Source organism: Pseudomonas lalucatii (genome assembly GCF_018398425.1).
In the GTDB taxonomy this organism is placed as follows: Bacteria; Pseudomonadota; Gammaproteobacteria; order Pseudomonadales; family Pseudomonadaceae; genus Aquipseudomonas; species Aquipseudomonas lalucatii.
In genome coordinates this window covers 895251-911853 of sequence record NZ_JADPMV010000002.1, presented here as the reverse complement: position 1 = coordinate 911853, position 16603 = coordinate 895251, and the positions used below count along the sequence as shown (strand labels likewise).

Genomic DNA, 16603 nt, shown 5'->3' with positions numbered 1-16603 from the left:
GCGCCCCTGCGGGGCCTCAGCGGTAGACCCGCTGGCCGCGATAGATGCGCAGCGTTGCTGCGGCCGGGCGGGCGCCGGGAGCACCGTCCGGGGCGGCGGGAGGCGCCTGCCCGCGGTCGTTCGACTGGCCTGCGCGGGGCTCGAAGGCGCGCTCGCTGCAGCGCGCCAGGCGCTGGCCGAGCCGGCGCGTGTCCTCGTCGTTCGAGGCCAGGCAGGCACAGAGCATGGCGTCGAGCGCATCCGCCTGGTTCAGGTGGATGTCCAGCGCCTGCTCCTCGCGCAGCCGCCGGCGCAGGGCCGTCATGCAGTTCAGCAGTTCCCGATTGAGTTCCATGGACCTTCCCCTGTGCGTGCGCGTGGCTGGATGCGGAGCGCGCCCTGGTTGCCAGCGCGCGTAGGGGTAGAGCAAGGGCCGTACCAGTTGCCCCGGGCCCTGTCCCGGGCGCGGCCAGGGGCGCCCCGGCGGTCACCGCGCGCCCGAACGGTGCGACCTGCACCGACACGGCGCGACGCTGAAGACGCGCGAGCGAAACGTTATACTGCGCGGCACTTCGCTCACCCGGCGTTTTCCTGAAGGTTTTCCCATGCGTAACGATGCTCACGACGAACTCGATCATGTGCCCAGCCTGACCCCCGAGCGGGACCGCGACGAATTCGAGGCGGACCAGCCCGAGGCGGCGCGGGCGCCAGCCTATGCGCGTGGTGCCGCGGCGGCCCCGAGCAAGGGCGCCAGCACCGGGCCGCTGTGGGCCCTGGTCGGGGCCCTGACCATCGCCCTCGGCGGCCTCGGCTGGTGGAGCTTCCAGCAGATCGGCCTGATGGAGCAGCAACTGATCGCCACCCAGGAGAGCTTCGCGCGCATCAGCGAGGAAGCCGCCGGGCGCATCCAGGACATCTCCGGCAAGGTGGTGGCCACCGAGTCCACCGTCACCACCGGCAGCGAGGCGCTCAAGCTGCAGGTCAGGCAGCTGGAAACCCGTCTGGCCGAGTTGAGCAAGCAGCAGCAGGGCGCCGCCGGTCAGTCCGGCGACCGGGACAAGCGCATCGAGCAGCTGGCGGCCGCCCTGAAGAGCCAGCAGGCGGCGACCGGCCAGTTCGACGGCAGCCTGAAGCAGCTCGGCGGCGAACAGGCGGCGCTGAAGAGCGAGCTGGCCGCGTTGAAGGGCGCCCAGGCCGGCCTGGGCAAGCTCGAGGGCCAGCTCAAGAGCCTCAGTGAAGACGTCGCGGCGCTGAAGAAGATCGGCGACCCGAACCAGGCCATCGGTCGCCTGGAGCAGGACATCCTGGTGCTCAAGAGCGACCTGGAGAACCGCCCGGCGCCGAAGAGCAACACCGCCGAGTTCGATGCCTTCCGCGCCCAGATGACGCGCAACATCAGCACCCTGCAGGCGCAGATCCAGAACCTGCAGGCGCAGATCGACGCGCGCTGAAGTCCGCCGAAACGAAAAAGCCCGCATCGCTGCGGGCTTTTTCGTGGGCGCCGGTTACAGCCGCGGGTAGTCGATATAGCCGACCGGGCCCTGACCGTAGAAGGTCTGTACCTGTGGTTCGTTGAGCGGCGCGTCCTGCTCCAGGCGGGCCGGCAGGTCGGGGTTGGCGATGAAGGGGATGCCGAAGGCCACGGCGTCGGCCTTGCCTTCGGCCAGCCAGGCGTTGGCCTGGGCTTTGGTGAAGCGCTCGTTGGCGATGAACACGCCGCCGAAGGCCTGCTTCAGGCTCGGTGCCAGGCTGTCGTCGGCCGCCTGTTCGCGGGCGCAGATGAAGGCGATGCCGCGCTTGCCCAGCTCCCGGGCGACGTAACCGAAGGTCTCGGCGCAGTTGGCGTCGCCCATGTCGTGGGCATCGGCCCGCGGCGACAGGTGCACGCCGACCCGGCCGGCGCCCCAGACCTCGATGGCCGCATCGGTGACTTCCAGCAGCAGGCGCGCGCGGTTCTCGATCGAGCCGCCGTAGCGGTCGCTGCGCTGGTTGGTGCTGTCCTGCAGGAACTGGTCGAGCAGGTAGCCGTTGGCGCCATGGATCTCCACGCCGTCGAAGCCGGCGGCCTTGGCGTTTTCCGCGCCGATGCGATAGGCCTCGACTATGTCGGCGATCTCCTCGGTCTCCAGGGCGCGCGGGGTGACGTAGTCCTTCTGCGGCCGGACCAGGCTGACATGGCCCTTGGCGGCGATGGCGCTGGGCGCCACCGGCAGCTCGCCGTTCAGGTACAGCGGGTCGGAGATGCGCCCGACGTGCCACAGCTGCAGGACGATCTTGCCGCCGTGGGCGTGTACCGCCTTGGTGATGTTGCTCCAGCCGCGCACCTGCTCGGCCGACCAGATGCCGGGGGTGTCCGGGTAGCCGACGCCCATGGGCGTGACCGCGGTGGCCTCGCTGATGATCAGCCCGGCCGAGGCGCGCTGCACGTAGTATTCGGCCATCAGGGCGTTGGGCACGCGGCCGGCGTCGGCGCGGGTGCGGGTCAGCGGCGCCATGATGATGCGGTTGGCGAGTTCCAGCTCGCCGATCTTGATCGGGTCGAAAAGCGTAGGCATGGGGAATCCTCCGTCAGGGTCATGCACTGAAGTCAAAGTAGGGTCTTGGGGTAGGGCGGTGACACGTGGGCGCCGGGCTACAGCTCCTGGCTGATGTGCCGCAGGAAGGCCTGGATGTTCGCTTCGTTGCGCTGGAAGAAGTGCCACTGGCCGACCTTCCGGCTGCTCACCAGGCCGGCCCGTTGCAGGGTGGCCAGGTGCGCGGAGACGGTCGACTGCGACAGGCCGGTGCGCTGGTCGATCTTGCCGGCGCACACGCCGAACTCCAGCGGGTGCTCCTGATCGGCAAAATAGGCCTGGGGGTCCTTCAGCCAGTGCAGGATGTCGCGGCGCACCGGATGGGCCAGGGCCTTGATCACCTCATCGATATCGATGGCCATGTCGTGCTTCCTCGAGTTGCGGTATTGCTCTATCGCGATGGAGCGAACTGTATATCGGCTATCGGCGATATACAGATCGATTGCGCCGATAGTGATCATTGCGCGCCCTGATGTGTAAGCTCGTAGGCATGAACTATCTCGCACACCTGCACCTCGGCGGCGACGCCCCGGCGCAACTGCTCGGCAGCCTGTACGGCGACTTCGTCAAGGGACCGCTGGCCGGACAGTGGCCGGCGGAGATCGAGGCGGCCATCCGCCTGCACCGGCGCATCGACGCCTTCACCGACGGCCACGCGCTGCAGGTGCGCTCGCGGGCGCGCTTCCCGGCCGCGCGGCGGCGCTATGCCGGCATCCTCCTGGACCTGTTCTTCGACCATTGTCTGGCGCTGCACTGGGCGGACTACGCCGAGCAGCCGCTGGACCGGTTCACCGCGCGGGTCTACCAAGTGCTGGCCGATGAGGCGGTGCTACCGGGGCGACTGGCGCTGATTGCGCCGCGCATGGCCGCCCAGGACTGGCTGGGCAGCTACAGCGACTTCGCGGTGCTGGAGCAGGTGCTCGCCGCCATGCAGCGGCGCCTGTCGCGGCCCGAGGGCCTGGATGGCGCCATGGCCGAGCTGGAGCGGCTGTACGTGCCGCTGAGCGAGGACTTCCGCCTGTTCTACCCCGAGCTGCAGCGCTTCGCCGCCGCCGAGCGCGGCGGCTGAAGGCAGCTAGGCCGCTGCGCTGGCGGGCGCTACCGCCCCCTGAGCGTCCTGCTCGCCGAGCAGGGCGTGGCTCACCGCCGCCTGAGCGCGGCGGGCCAGTTCGTTGCGGTTCAGGCCGTGGCTGGCGATGGGCGGCAGCAGCTGGATCTGCACCTCCGCCACCTCGCTCTGCAGCAGCCGCAGCAGATGCGAGAGCATGTCGTCGTCGCCGATAAAGGGTGCCACCGGGCACACCTGGCCGTCGCGCCGGTAGCGGATGGCCACCGGCTGCAGCGCCACGCCGCTGTCGATGGCGCTGCTCAGCAGGCGGCCGTGGAAGGTGCGTACGGACTGGCCGTCGGTGGTGGTGCCTTCGGGGAAGATCAGCAGGTGGCGGCCGCGCCGCAGGTGCGCGCCGAGCTGCTGGCCGAGCAGGCCGCTGTCGCCCGAGCCACGGCGGATGAACAGGGTGCCGGCCTTGTGCGCCAGCCAGCCGGCGAGGGGCCAGTCGCGCACCTCGGCCTTGGACAGGAACGACAGCGGGGCGAGCATGCCCAGCAGCGGAATATCGGTCCAGGACACGTGGTTGCTGACCCACAGCATCGGCGCCCGCGGCAGCTCGCCCTCGACCCGCAGGCGGAACGGCAGGACACCGGCCAGGCGGGCGAGGAACCAGCGGGTCAGGCGCTGCCGGGTGGCCATTGGCTCGTGCCGGGCCAGGCGCTCGAGCAGGCTCACGCCGCCGGCCAGCAGGGCGCCCAGGCCGAGCACGGCCACCAGGCGCAGCAGGCGCCAGGACAAACGCAGTTTCTTCATCGGGACTCCAGGGCGGTCGGGGGCACGGGCCGGCACTGTCTACACAGTGCCGGCGGCCCTGGCAAGGGCCATCAGACCGCGGCCTTGAAGTGCCGGGCGTAGCGCGGGCAGAGTTCGTCGCGCTTGAGCAGGATGAACACGTCGGCGACCTGGAAGTCGCGGTCCCAGCAGGGCTCGCCGCAGATCTTCGCGCCCAGGCGCATGTAGGCCTTGAGCAGCGGCGGCATCTGCGCGATGACGTTGCCCGGCACCTCCAGGGGCGGCAGCGGGGTCCTGGGTTCGGCGCGCAGGTGCTCGGTGCACAGGTAGCGCTCGCGCAGGCGCTGCATGATCGCCTGGGCCTGCACGCCGCCATCCTGCATGGGGATGCTGGCGCAGCCCATCAGGTAGCTGTAGCCGCCCTGGTTGAGCACCTCGGCCAGCTCGCCCCACAGCACCGCGATGGTCGCGCCGTTGCGGTAGGCCGGGGCCACGCAGGTGCGGCCGATCTCCAGCACCGGACCCTCGAGGTGCGGCAGGCCGTGCAGGCTGAACTCCTCCTCGCTGTAGAAGCGCCCCAGGCCGGCGGCGGCCTGGTGGTCGAGCAGCCGGGTGGTGGCGACCAGCTCGCCGCTGCCCAGGTCGCGCACGCCGATGTGGCTGCAGTGAGTGTCGTAGTCATCCATGTCCAGGCCCAGCTCGGCGCCCTTGAGCTTGGCATCGAATTCGGCGCTGAACACGCGATAGCGCAGCGCCTGGGCTTCGCGCAGGGCGGCCGGGCCGACCAGGCGTTCGGCTTGCAGGCGACGTGCGGTGGTGAGAGCGATCTGGGTCATGCCTAAGCCTCCATCATTAGCCGGCTTTATGGACTTGCGGCCGGTCGATCTTGTTGGGCAAGCTCAGGCTAGGCAGCACCGGTGTCACCCCCGTGACTCTTCGGTGATGCTTGTGTGACAGCGCCCCCTGGATGAGAGAGGACTTCCCCATGCTCTGGCAACGCCTGCTGCAAGCTCAAGACCGCCTGCCCGCCGTCAGCCTGGACGAGTGGTACGCGGCCCTGCTGGAGCGCCTGGCCACGCCGGCGCCGTTCGAGCTGGCGCTGCTCGGCGGGCGCCTGGCCGCCACGCCGGGGCTGGCCTTTCTCGCCGGCTACCAGGGCGCCCTGCGCGTGCTCTGGCCCTCGGCGCCCTGGTCCCTGGGCGCGCTGTGCGTGACCGAGAACAACAGCGTGCGCCCGGCGGACCTGAGCACCCGCCTCAGCGGCCTGGCGCTGAGCGGGCGCAAGGACTTCGTCACCGCCGCCGATGCCGCCGACTGGCTGCTGGTGGCCGCCCGCGAGGAGGCCAAGGGCGAGACGCCGCGCCTGGGCCTGGGGGTGGTGCGCAACGGCGCGCCGGGGGTGCGCATCGAGACCCTGCGGGCGCTGCCGCTGATGCCGGACATCGGCCATGCCCGCCTGCACCTGGAGGCGGCGCACTGCGAGCGCCTGGCCGGCGATGGCTGGGACGACTACGTCAAGCCGTTCCGCAGTATCGAGGACCTCCACGTGCTGACCGCGGTGTGCGCCTGGCTGCAGGGCGTGGGGCGCGAATCGAACTGGCCGCAGGCCTTGCAGCTGCGCCTGCTCGGCCTGCTGGCCGGCTGCGCCGAGGTGGCGCGGCACAGCCCGAACAGCGCCACCAGCCACCTGCTGCTGGGCGGCTTGTTCGCCCAGTTCGCCGCCATGGCCGCCGACCTGGACAAGGCCTGTGCCGCCGGGCCGGCGCACTGGGCGGCGATGTGGCAGCGCGACAAGGGCCTGCTGGAGATCGCCGAGGCCGCCCGCCGCCAGCGCCTGGGCAAGGCCCTGGCGGCCCTGGGCTGAGTTCGCCCCGGCGCCGGCTGGACAAGGTCCGGGGCAGGCGTCGTCAGGCTGTCATCGGCGCCGTGCTAGGGTGGCGCCTGGCTCATTTTCGAGGCGGCCCCATGCCGTTTGACCCGCTGCGCCGCCTGGCCCTGCTGCTGGCGCTGGTCGCTCTTCCCAGTTTGGCCCAGGGCGAAGCCTGGCCCGGTAGCGAATGGCCGGTCGCCGAGGTGGCGCCCGGCCCGGCCATCGATGCATTGACGGCCTATGCCTTTGCGCCGCGGGACGATCGCGAGCGGCGGGGCGTGCGCACCGACGCGCTGCTGGTGATCCGTGACGGCCGGCTGGTCTACGAGCGCTACGCGGCGCCGACCCGGGCCGACACGGCGCACCTGACCTGGTCGGTGAGCAAGAGCCTGCTGGCCACCGTGCTCGGGGTCGCCTATGGCCAGGGGCATGTGCGCCTGGAGGCGCCGGTGGCGCAGTACTACCCGCCCTTCGCCGCGCATCCACGGGTCAAGGTCGGCCACCTGCTCAACTGGGCCTCGGGCCTGGACTGGCAGGAGGACTACGAGTTTGCCCCGTTGAAGTCTTCGGTGGTGGCCATGCTCTATACCCGCGGCCGCGCCGACATGGCGGCCTTCGCCGCGGCCCATGGCGTCGCCGCCGCGCCGGGGGTGCGCTTCCACTATTCCAGCGGCGACAGCAACGTGCTGGCCGCCGCGCTCAAGGGCATGGTCGGCGCCGCCGCCTATGCCGACTACCCCTGGACCGCGCTGTTCGAGCCGCTGGGCATCGACTCGGCGGTGTGGGAGACGGATGCCGCCGGTACCTTCGTCGGCTCCTCCTACCTCTACATGAGCGCCCGTGACCTGGCCCGGGTCGGTCTGCTGTTGCAGCGCGGCGGCCGCTGGGGCGAGCGGCAGCTGCTGCCGGCGGCCTGGGTCGAGTTCAACCGCACGCCCTTCGCCAACTATCAGGCGCCGCCCGAGCCGGACGGCGAGGCGGTGCCGGGCGGGCACTGGTGGCTGAACGCCGAGCTGCCCGGTGCGCCCAGGCCCTGGCCGGATGCCCCGGCCGACACCTTCGCCGCTCTGGGCCACTGGGGCCAGGCGCTCTATGTGCTGCCCGGCGAGCGCCTGGTGGTGGTGCGCTACGCCGACGATCGCGACGGCAGCTACCGCCACAACCAGTTGCTCAAGCGGGTGCGTGCCGCCTTCGTAGAGGGGGCGCAGCCATGAGCCGCCGGCGCCCGCTGCGCCGCCTGCCGTTGCTCGTGGCGCTGCTGCTGGCCGCGCTGGCCTGGCACAACCGAGTCCATCTACTCGCCTTCCCGGCCATCATCGGCGCCTATTCGGCCAAGGAGTACTGCTCCTGTCGCTACGTGGTCGGCAACCCGGCCGACTACTGCGCCGCCTATATCGAGCAGTACCTGCCGCTCAGCGCCCTGGTCGACGAGCCGGCGGCGCGGCGGGTGACCGCGCGCGGCCTGGGCAGCAGCCAGAGCGCGCAGTGGCTGGGACCGAGGCAGGGCTGTCGGCTGCTGCCCGAGGCGGTGGCGCTGCCCTAGCGCCCGGGGCCGGTCACGGCCCGGCCTGCGCCGCGGTTTGCCCGGGGCCGCGCGGCCGGCTATGGTGGCGCCAGCGTCGCCTTCCAGCCGAGGAACTATGCGCCAGCCGCACGCCCCATGGCGTTCCACGCCATTGCCTTTGAGCGCCTGTTGATGCCCGGGACCATCTTTTCCTGGCGCAGCGACAACAGCTTCGCCCTGCTGCGCGACGGCCCGGTGTTCTTCCCGCGTATGCTCGCGGCGATCGAGGGCGCCCGCCAGCAGGTCGAGCTGGAGCTGTACCTGATCGAGAGCGGCGCCTGCAGCGACGCCCTGGTGCTGGCGCTGTGCGCCGCGGCGCAGCGCGGCGTCGAGGTGCGCTGCCTGTTCGACGACTACGGCGGCCAGGCGTTGCGCCAGGCCGACCGGCTGCGGCTGAGCCTGGCCGGGGTGCAGCTGTGCTGGTACAACCCGCTGCGATGGCGGCGCGGCATCCGCAACTTCTACCGCGACCACCGCAACCTGCTTCGGGTCGATCGGCGCCTGGCCTTCGTCGGCGGCACCGGCTCGACCGACGCGTTCTGGCGCCCCGGCACGCAGCCGAGTCTCTGGCACGAGGTGATGGTGGAAATCGCCGGCCCCCTGGTGCAGGACTGGCAGCGGCTGTTCGCCCACCAGTGGCAGGCCTGCGGCGCGCGTCCGGCCCGACGGCGCGAGCCCCCTGCCGGGCGTCCGCCGCCTGCCCGCGCCGCCGCCCCGAGGGGCCGGGCTGGGGACGGGTGGCCTACGCCGATGCGCGCCAGCACCGCGACATCCTGCGGAGCCTGGTGCGTGCCCTGCGCGGGGCCGAACGGCGCATCTGGCTGGCCACGCCGTATTTCCTGCCCACCTGGAAGGTCCGCCGCGCCTTGCGCAAGGCCGCCGCCCGCGGCGTCGAGGTGTGCCTACTGACAAGCGGCCGGCACAGCGACCATCCGCCGGTGCGCTTCGCCGGCGAACGCTACTACCCGAAACTGCTCAAGGCCGGGGTGCGGGTCTTCGAGTACCAGCCGCGTTTCCTGCACCTGAAGATGGTGCTGGTGGACGACTGGGTCAGCGTCGGTTCCTGCAACTTCGACCACTGGAACCTGCGCTTCAACCTCGACGCCAACCTGGAGGCCCGCGACCCCGAGCTGACCGAGGCGGTGCTGGCGTGCTTTCGCGACGACTTCGCCGACAGCCTGGAGATCAGCCTGGAGGCCTGGCGCGCCCAGCCCTGGTGGCAGCGGCTGCAGCAGCGCCTGTGGGGCTGGCTGGACCGTCTGGCGGTGAACCTGCTCGATCGCCGCCGCTAGCCGCTAGCCGCCGGCCGTTTTGGCCTGGTTCCGGCTGTCTCGCTGTCCTTGTGCAAGGGCCCGTTAAGGCGCGGGCGGCCTCGAGCGCCGGCGCCTGCCTCGTGCTTCCCCCTCCCGTGTGCACCCCCAGGTAGTCCGAATCTCCCACTCCGCCTGGGAGTATCGGTCGATGCGCAATCCCCCGGCGCTTACTCATAGTGGGGGCCTGTAGCACAGCAAGGCCAACGGTCAGGCCTCGATGACCGGAACTCATGGGGAGCACATCATGGCTATTTCTACATTGGGTGGCAGCAGCACCACGATCGATGAGTCAAGCGGTTTGCAGAACGCCACCGCCACGCCCGGCCCGGCGGGAGACGCTGACGATAACGACATTCTGCTGGCGTCCTTGCCCTCGGTCTTCTCAATGCGCTTGGCCGCGCTTGGGGCAGGCAGCGCAATCGGTGCGGCCTTGAGCGGCTATGACGGTGCTAACAGCGGCAGCAATGCGTTCACCGTCACCCCAGAGCCCGGAGCCAGCATTACCGATCTCGGCTTCGTCGGCAGCGATGGCGCGCCGCTCGCTGGCGTGGACAGCGGACTGCTTACCCTCGATGGCACCAAGATATTTCTCTATACGGATACCAACAACAACATCCTTCTCGGTCGCGTGGGCAGTGAGGGGGCAACCGACGCGCCGGACGACGACGTGGCAAATCCAACCGGCGCCATAGTGTTCGCGGCCTATATCGAGGAAAGCGGATCGCCGGTCAGCGGCGGCAAGATCTGGATGGTGGAGTACCAGCCGCTTCAGCATCCGGACACCGGCAACCCCGACGACGCTGTCGATCTGACGGGTATCGTGTTCGTCGGAGCCAGTCAGGACCTGGTCTTCAGTCTGGCCAATGCGCCCTCCGGGCAGAACCTGTTCTTGATGTTCACCACGGCGACCCCGACTGTTGTCGACGTCGCCGGTGTCTTGCGGATCACCGATCCCACCATCATCGCCACCGGCAAGAACCCGGCCAACCAGTCGACCGGCGTCAACATCACCACGGGTGACACGATCAATAGCAGCCAGGCGGGTGGCCCGACCACCTTCGGCACCAACAACCAGATGATCACGGAGCAGGAAGGCATCCGCTTTACCTTCGTCACCGGTGCCCGGCAGGACGTGACCATTCCCAACCTGGATCAGAACGAGGCCGATGTCGAAGCCAACATCGACTTCACCGCCATGTTCAATGCCAGGTCGGCCAGCTTCGACGTGGTGCAGTTGCAGAGCGGTAAGAGCGCCGTGGTCACAATCAGCGCCTTCAGCACCGCGGCCGAACCCGGCATAAATTTCATCGACGGCTATACGAACGATGCGTCGGTGGCAATCACCAGCGTGCGCGTCATCAACAAGAGCACCGGGCAGGAGGTGACGGGCCTGGCCATCAACATCGTTGGCGGGGTCGCAACCATCAGCGGCGTCAAGGCCGGCTACCAGATCGAATACACCACCAACTCGGATCACAACCGCGTGCTGATCGAGAACGGCGCGGCCGTCGACGCCAAGGGCAATAACCACGCCGACTTCGATATAGGTGGCTTCAAGCTGCTCCAGGTCTCTATGGCGAAAGCCGAAATCGGCTCCATGATGATCTTCGAGGACGACGGCCCGGCGCTCGCCTTCGGCAACCTGATCGGCACCGGTAGCACCCTGGCGCAATACGGCTACTGGGACATGGCGGCCGGCGCCGACGGCCTGGGGGCGGCCGGGCTGGATATCTCGCTGGAGAGTGTCACCCTGGTCAGGCCAGACAGCACGACCACGTTGGGGAGCGGCACGCTCACCGAGCAGGCGCCCTCGCCGGATGGCAATGGCGCCTACCAGTTCGCCGGGACCCTGACCGGCGATTTCGACAACAACGCCGCAACGGCGGATACCAGCATCAACTTCACGCTGACCGCCTTCGCCGATGGCCGCTATGCCCTGGACCTGGTGCAGGGTTTCGGTTCGACCATCGTCCTCAGCAGCGCCGACGGCGCGCTGGCTGCCGGTGGCCCCGACCCGGTGCGCACCCTGTTGATCCCGCCGCAGAACCCGCCGGCCATCCCGTCGCCCTCCGAGGAGATCGTCTTCTTCGGCGTCAACCCGACCACCAGCGCCGCCAACATTCTCCTCGCCATCGGGCCGGGAGCGGGCGACCTCACCGAAGCGCAGGTAGAAGGCGGCGGGTTTGCCTTCATCGGCAGCGCAAAAATGAACGTCAGCACCTCCGGCATCGGCATCGCCAACAACAACCTGGACGGCAACTCCACGGCGGGCATCAATGCCGGCGACGAGAGTTTCGTTATCAATCCCGAGTCCTTGTTGACGAGCATGAAGGTCTTTATCGACAACTCGGTGCAGGGCTACGACCCGGCGACGGAAGAACTCTACTACCGGATCTTCTACGCGGACGAGACAGTTTCGGACCATGTCCTGGTGGGGGCCGCCGACCTGACTTCGGAGGCGGGCGGACAGAAGTCCTTCGTCATACAGGCGGAGGGCACCAAGCTGATCGATGCGGTGCAGCTCACCATGGGCAAGGGCACGATCAAGATCCCGGTGATCCAGTTCATCCAGGAGACCGAGAGCCTGGCCAGCGATATCCGGCTGGCGTTCAGCGCGAAGCTGACGGACGGGGATGGGGACATGGCGACCAGTAGCTTTGTCGCCGACCTGTTCGCCAACGACCCGGCCGACCCGCTCTTCGACTTCAGGCTGCTGGGCACGCTCGGTGAGCGCGATGCCTTCAACGTCGATCTGTCGCTCGAGGAGAACCTGTACCAGGTCATCGGCTTCGATGCGAATGCGAGTCCAGGCCTGCGGGACAGGCTGGTGCTCATCGGCGACCAGAACGCTGTCGTCCAGTCGATCGACAACACTGGCTCAGACAGCATAGTGATGGTTGCCGAGTCCGGCGGCGGGCAAACAACCACCATCACAGTGGTCGGGGTCGACCTGTTGAATAGCGACATAGTGTTTGGTGCCTGAGGCAGCGCGGGTGTGAAGGAGGCGAGGGTGGCGTGGAAACCACCCTCGTAGCAAAGCTGGCCGTGACTCGACATTAAATCCAGTTCCTCTCAGCCGGACTCGAGAGGTTCGTCGTCGTTGGTGAGGCCGTGTTTCAGCGCATACATCAGCAAGTCGATGCGGTTGATGAGATCGAGCTTGTGGTAGATGTTGCTGAGGTGGTTGTGCACGGTGTGCTCGCTGATGCCCAGGCGCGCGGCGATGCACATGTACTTGGCGGATGGGTCGTCTACGATGGCGCGAATCAGTTCCCGCTCGCGCAGCGTCAGTCGCGCCTGTTTCGCCCGTTCCAGGTAGCCATTGGGGGGGCTGCGCCGGGGCGCGACATGGCCGGAAAGCCCGCCGGCCCAGACGCTATCCGGCCGGCTGTCGTGATGGTGGACCTTGACGATGGCCCGGGTGATCGCTTCCGTCGGGTCCTCCGCCAACACCACGCCGCGGGCGCCCGCCTCGATCGCCCGGGCCACGGGGACGGCTTCGTGCAGGCCCTTGAACACCAGCACTTTCATTTCGGCGCTGCGGGTGAGCCCCGCGATGACCTCCAGCGGGTCCAGCTCGTCCGGAAAGAAACTGAAAAAGATGACATGGGGACGCAACTGCTCGGCCAGATCCAGCGCATGGGCATAGGTGCTGGCCCGGCCGCTCACCTCCATGCGCGGCCTGCTGGCCTCGATCAGGTCGTGCAGGCCCATGAGAACGAGGGGCCGGCAATCGATCAGCATCACGCGTATCGGATCTGTGTGGGCCGGCATTCTCTTCCGCGCCTCCCTGAGCAATGAGCCGTGCGTGTGGCTGGACAGCCGTTTTGGTAACCGCGGCTCCGCCGGCGCGCCATCCCTACCGGGCGGCCGAGCATGAGCGGCGCCGCTTCGCCAGCGCACGGCACGCTGTGGAAATCGAGGCACCATGTGCCGATCCGCTCGCGGGTTCCTTGGCGCGCCAGCGGCTCGGGGCGGAGCAGGGCGATCCCTTCGGTGCCGCCGCGGCGCATCGGTTCCTCGAGGTGCTGCGCTCGGTCGAGCTGCGTGGGGGGCTGGGGTAACAGGTCGCCCTCGTCAATGCGTGAGACTGCGGCACGCCGCGTGCATCGTTCGACCGCCCAGCCAAGATGACGCAAGTGGGGCAAATGTCGGCGGCCGGGGGCGCAAGGACCGCCCCTCAGAGATCGACGAGTACCGACGGTGGCGTTCAACATATGTATCTCGCAGCGTCAAATTTACGACCCTTAATGGAAACAATATGTTGGAAGGGATAAAGCAGAACTTAGTAAATTTTTGGCGTTTCGCTAGGACCTTTTGTTCATAAACAGAGTGCTTGAGCAGCTGCAAACCTGCGCCGCGGTCCGCTCCTGAGGAGGCCAGCCTGTGCCCGCCCCGGCACCGAACGCCAGGCGCTCGACGACTTTGCGCACAGCCCCTAGCGCATCAGGCCCGCCATGACGTCCGCCAGGCGAGCGGCCAGGCGTCGGCGCCAGGGTGGGCTGTGCCGGTCGGCCAGCACCCGGTCCTCGTGGGCGAAGCTCTGGATGATGGCGTTGTAGCCCAGCCAGCGGCAGGGCTCCGGCTCCCAGCGCGGCAGGCTGGCCAGGGGCGCGTCGCCTCGTACCCAGGGCTGGCGGGTGAGCGGGCCGTCGCCGCCGAGGATCAGCTCGGCCAGGGTGCGCCCGGCGAGGTTGCTGGCGCCCACGCCCTCGCCGCCGTAGCCGCCGGCCAGGGCGATGCCGCTGCGCCGGTCGCAGAGCATGTGCGGGTGGAAGCGCCGGGCCATGCCCAGGTTGCCGCCCCAGGCGTGGCTCAGGCGCACGTCCTCGAGCCGCGGGAACAGCTCGCCGAGCAGCTGGCGACGCAGGCCGCGCTCCTCTGCGCCGAGGTTGAAGTCCGTGCGCAGGCGGCCGCCGAAGCGGTAGCCGCCGCGGGCGCCGAACACCAGGCGGTCGTCGGCCGTGCGCTGGCCGTAGGTGACCTGGCGGCTGTTCTCGCAGAAGGCCTGGCCGCGGTCCAGGCCGATCTGTGCCCAGGTCTCGGCCGATAGCGGCTCGGTGGCCACCAGCAGGCTCTGTACCGGCAACTGGTAGCGCCCCAGGGGCGGCAGGTCGGCGGCGTAGCCCTCCACCGCCGGCACTATCCAGTCGGCGCGCACGCTGCCCCGGGCGGTGCGCAGCCGGCCCGGCTGCCAGGCGAGCACCGCGCTGCGTTCGAACAGCTGCACGCCGAGGCCCTCCACGCAGCGCGCCAGGCCGCGGGCCAGGCGCGCCGGCTGCAGGGTGGCGCAGTGCGGAGAGTAGCGCGCGCCCAGGCCGCCGGCGATGCGCAGTTGCGCGGCCAGCTGCTCGGCGTCCAGCCAGCGGTAGTCATCTTCGCCGAGGCCGGCGCGGCGCAGTGCCTGCAGCTGCTGCTGCAGGCGCGCACGCTGCTCCGGGTAGCGCGCCGCGCAGTAGAGCACCCCGCCCTTGCGGTAGTCGCAGGCGATGGCCTCGCGCTGCAGCACCGCCGCCACCTCGTCGGGGATGGCCTGCAGCAGCCGCCGACTGGCCTGGCGCAGCTCGGCCGGCAGGCCGGCGAGCAGACGCTCGGCATTGAGCAGGTCGCCGAGCAGCCAGCCGCCGTTGCGCCCGGAGGCACCATAGCCTGCGATCTGCGCCTCGAGGACGACGATGCGCAGCTGCGGCGCCCGGCGCTTGAGGTAGTAGGCGGTCCACAGCCCGCCGTAGCCGGCGCCGATGATCGCCACGTCGGCCTGCACCTCGGCGGCCAGACTCGGCCGCGGCTGCAGCGGCTCGTCGAGCTGGTCCATCCACAGGCTGATGCTGCGCCAGTCGCTCAAGGTCCAGGCTCCGGCAAACGGAACACGGCTAGATGTGATCTCTCAGTAGGTTGTTCATCCGGGGCATTCCCGGAATTCTGGAAGTGCGACCAACCTAGCCTTCCAGGAGCCCCGGATGAACCTGCATAAACATGCCCGTCTTACCCCTCGCGGTCGAGCCCTTTTGGTTCGGCGCATCCAGCACGGCTTGCGGGTCGAAGAAGCCGCCCAGGCGGCCGGTGTGAGCGTGCGAACCGCCTACAAATGGTTGCGGCGCTTTCGCGAGGAAGGCGAGGCCGGGTTGATGGATCGTTCATCACGTCCGCAACACTGCCCGCATGCGACACCCGATACCGTGGTCGAGCGTCTGATCGAACATCGGCGATGCCGCAAGACCTATCGGCAGATCGCCAGAGAGCTAGGCTTGGCCGTCAGCACTGTTGCGCGCCGCCTGCGGCGGGCCGGCTTTCATCGACTGGCTGAGCTGGAGCCGGCGCCACCGGTGGTGCGCTACGAGTACCCGACACCCGGAGATCTGCTGCATCTGGATATCAAAAAGCTGGGCCGTTTCTGGCGACCTGGCCATCGGGTCACCGGCGACCGCCAGCAGAACTCCGACGGCGCGGGCTGGGAATTCGTCCACGTGGCCATCGACGATGCCAGCCGCATCGCCTTCAGCAGCCTGCATCCTGACGAGCGTGGTCGCAGTGCTTGCCAAGCCTTGCTCCAGGCGCTGCGCTACTACCGCAGCCTGGGCATTCGTTTCACCCGCATCATGACCGACAACGGCAGCTGCTATCGCTCTCGCACGTTTCGGCGTTTGCTCAGACGATTGGGGCTGCGCCATCTGCGCACCAAACCTTACACGCCACGCACCAACGGCAAGGCCGAGCGCTTCATCCAGACCAGTCTGCGCGAGTGGGCCTATGCCCATAGCTATGAAAGTTCGGCACAGCGAGCACAGCACCTGACGCCCTGGCTACATCACTACAATTGGCACCGGCCACACGCCAGCCTCGGCTACCAGCCACCAATCAGTCGCGTTCCGCTTTCACTGAATAACGTACTGGGTTTACACAGCTAGAGCTTAGGCGCTCGGCTCAGGGGCCGCCGCATGGGCGGCCCTGGGCGGCTCAAGCGACCTGGGCGATCCAGTCGTTGAGGTTGTAGTAGTTGCTGATGCGCTTGATCTTGCCGCCGGCGATCTCGAAGAAGGCGCCGGCCGGCAGCAGGTAGGTCTGGCCCTGGGCCGGGGGCAGGCCCTCGTCGTCGGCCAGGTATTCGCCGTGAACCACGAATTCGGCGGCGGCGCGGCTGCCATCGGCGTTCTGCATCACCACGATGTCGCTCAGGCGCTCGCGGTAGCAGCGGTTCATCTTGTCCATGAAGGCGGCGAAGGCGGCCTTGCCGACCTGGCGTTCGCCCTGGTTGATGTCGTGCACCACCTGGTCGTCGAGCAGGGCGAGGAAGGCGGGCATGTCGCCGGCATTGAAGGCGGCGTAGTAGGTCTGCACCAGTTCGGTAGCGGTCATGGCAATGCTCCAGTCGCAATGGGGAAAGTAGAAATGGGTCGACATGATAGTTTCGGCCTCTCATGCCGGCTTAGTCGCCTGCGTCACCTCCCTGCGACGGAACGA

At 68.8% G+C, this 16603-nt stretch carries 15 protein-coding genes and 1 pseudogene; 8 read left to right on the top strand and 8 right to left on the bottom strand.

What is annotated here, in order from left to right:
* Window positions 1–16: 16 nt before the first annotated feature.
* Entirely contained in the window at window positions 17–334 is a 318-nt protein-coding gene (locus tag I0D00_RS17690) for a hypothetical protein (RefSeq protein WP_213641127.1), read from the bottom strand.
* A 250-nt stretch (window positions 335–584) separates the two neighbouring features.
* On the opposite strand from I0D00_RS17690, the gene I0D00_RS17685 reads away from it, so the two are divergent.
* Window positions 585–1430, top strand: coding sequence for an ATPase (locus tag I0D00_RS17685; protein ID WP_213641126.1), 846 nt, complete (start codon window positions 585–587; stop codon window positions 1428–1430).
* 54 nt (window positions 1431–1484) lie between these two features.
* Here I0D00_RS17685 and I0D00_RS17680 read toward each other — a convergent pair whose 3' ends face one another.
* Both I0D00_RS17680 and I0D00_RS17675 read right to left on the bottom strand, forming a co-directional pair.
* Complete coding sequence (locus I0D00_RS17680) at window positions 1485–2534, bottom strand: alkene reductase (protein WP_213641125.1); 1050 nt, start codon at window positions 2532–2534, stop codon at window positions 1485–1487.
* Window positions 2535–2611: 77 nt separating this feature from the next.
* Window positions 2612–2914: an ArsR/SmtB family transcription factor gene (locus tag I0D00_RS17675; protein ID WP_213641124.1), complete on the bottom strand. Its 303-nt coding sequence runs from the start codon at window positions 2912–2914 to the stop codon at window positions 2612–2614.
* 128 nt (window positions 2915–3042) lie between these two features.
* On the opposite strand from I0D00_RS17675, the gene I0D00_RS17670 reads away from it, so the two are divergent.
* Complete coding sequence (locus I0D00_RS17670; protein ID WP_213641123.1) at window positions 3043–3621, top strand: acyl carrier protein phosphodiesterase; 579 nt, start codon at window positions 3043–3045, stop codon at window positions 3619–3621.
* A gap of 6 nt (window positions 3622–3627) precedes the next feature.
* On the opposite strand, the gene I0D00_RS17665 is transcribed toward I0D00_RS17670, so the two are convergent.
* Both I0D00_RS17665 and olsB read right to left on the bottom strand, forming a co-directional pair.
* The gene (locus I0D00_RS17665) at window positions 3628–4416 is read right to left on the bottom strand and encodes a lysophospholipid acyltransferase family protein (protein ID WP_213641122.1); all 789 of its coding nucleotides are present in this window, start codon (window positions 4414–4416) and stop codon (window positions 3628–3630) included.
* A gap of 71 nt (window positions 4417–4487) precedes the next feature.
* Window positions 4488–5231, bottom strand: a complete 744-nt coding sequence (gene olsB, locus I0D00_RS17660; RefSeq protein ID WP_213641121.1) for an L-ornithine N(alpha)-acyltransferase — start codon at window positions 5229–5231, stop codon at window positions 4488–4490.
* 149 nt (window positions 5232–5380) lie between these two features.
* On the opposite strand from olsB, the gene I0D00_RS17655 reads away from it, so the two are divergent.
* The 5 genes and pseudogenes from I0D00_RS17655 (at window position 5381) to I0D00_RS17635 (ending at window position 12125) form a co-directional block, all read left to right on the top strand.
* Complete coding sequence (locus I0D00_RS17655; RefSeq protein WP_213641120.1) at window positions 5381–6259, top strand: acyl-CoA dehydrogenase middle domain-containing protein; 879 nt, start codon at window positions 5381–5383, stop codon at window positions 6257–6259.
* 101 nt (window positions 6260–6360) lie between these two features.
* Window positions 6361–7479 carry a serine hydrolase domain-containing protein gene (locus I0D00_RS17650; protein ID WP_213641119.1) on the top strand — a complete coding sequence of 373 codons (1119 nt, stop codon included), beginning with the start codon at window positions 6361–6363 and terminating at the stop codon, window positions 7477–7479.
* Window positions 7476–7808, top strand: coding sequence for an amidase (locus I0D00_RS17645; RefSeq protein ID WP_213641118.1), 333 nt, complete (start codon window positions 7476–7478; stop codon window positions 7806–7808). The genes I0D00_RS17650 and I0D00_RS17645 overlap by 4 nt, the downstream gene beginning before the upstream one ends.
* Before the next feature lie 153 nt (window positions 7809–7961).
* Window positions 7962–9121: pseudogene (locus I0D00_RS17640) on the top strand (phospholipase D-like domain-containing protein).
* Window positions 9122–9386: 265 nt separating this feature from the next.
* Window positions 9387–12125, top strand: a complete 2739-nt coding sequence (locus I0D00_RS17635) for a DUF5801 repeats-in-toxin domain-containing protein (protein ID WP_213641117.1) — start codon at window positions 9387–9389, stop codon at window positions 12123–12125.
* Window positions 12126–12214: 89 nt separating this feature from the next.
* Here I0D00_RS17635 and I0D00_RS17630 read toward each other — a convergent pair whose 3' ends face one another.
* Window positions 12215–12916 carry a response regulator transcription factor gene (locus I0D00_RS17630; protein ID WP_213641116.1) on the bottom strand — a complete coding sequence of 234 codons (702 nt, stop codon included), beginning with the start codon at window positions 12914–12916 and terminating at the stop codon, window positions 12215–12217.
* Between the two features lie 664 nt (window positions 12917–13580).
* Complete coding sequence (locus I0D00_RS17625) at window positions 13581–14987, bottom strand: NAD(P)/FAD-dependent oxidoreductase (protein WP_213641115.1); 1407 nt, start codon at window positions 14985–14987, stop codon at window positions 13581–13583.
* 115 nt (window positions 14988–15102) lie between these two features.
* Between I0D00_RS17625 and I0D00_RS17620 the strand changes: the two genes are divergently transcribed.
* On the top strand, window positions 15103–16050 hold the full coding sequence (locus tag I0D00_RS17620) for an IS481 family transposase (RefSeq protein WP_213640673.1): 948 nt from the start codon (window positions 15103–15105) through the stop codon (window positions 16048–16050).
* Window positions 16051–16099: 49 nt separating this feature from the next.
* Here the strand turns inward: I0D00_RS17620 and I0D00_RS17615 are convergent, their stop codons facing one another.
* Window positions 16100–16498, bottom strand: a complete 399-nt coding sequence (locus I0D00_RS17615; RefSeq protein ID WP_213641114.1) for a nuclear transport factor 2 family protein — start codon at window positions 16496–16498, stop codon at window positions 16100–16102.
* Between the last annotated feature and the right edge of the window lie 105 nt (window positions 16499–16603).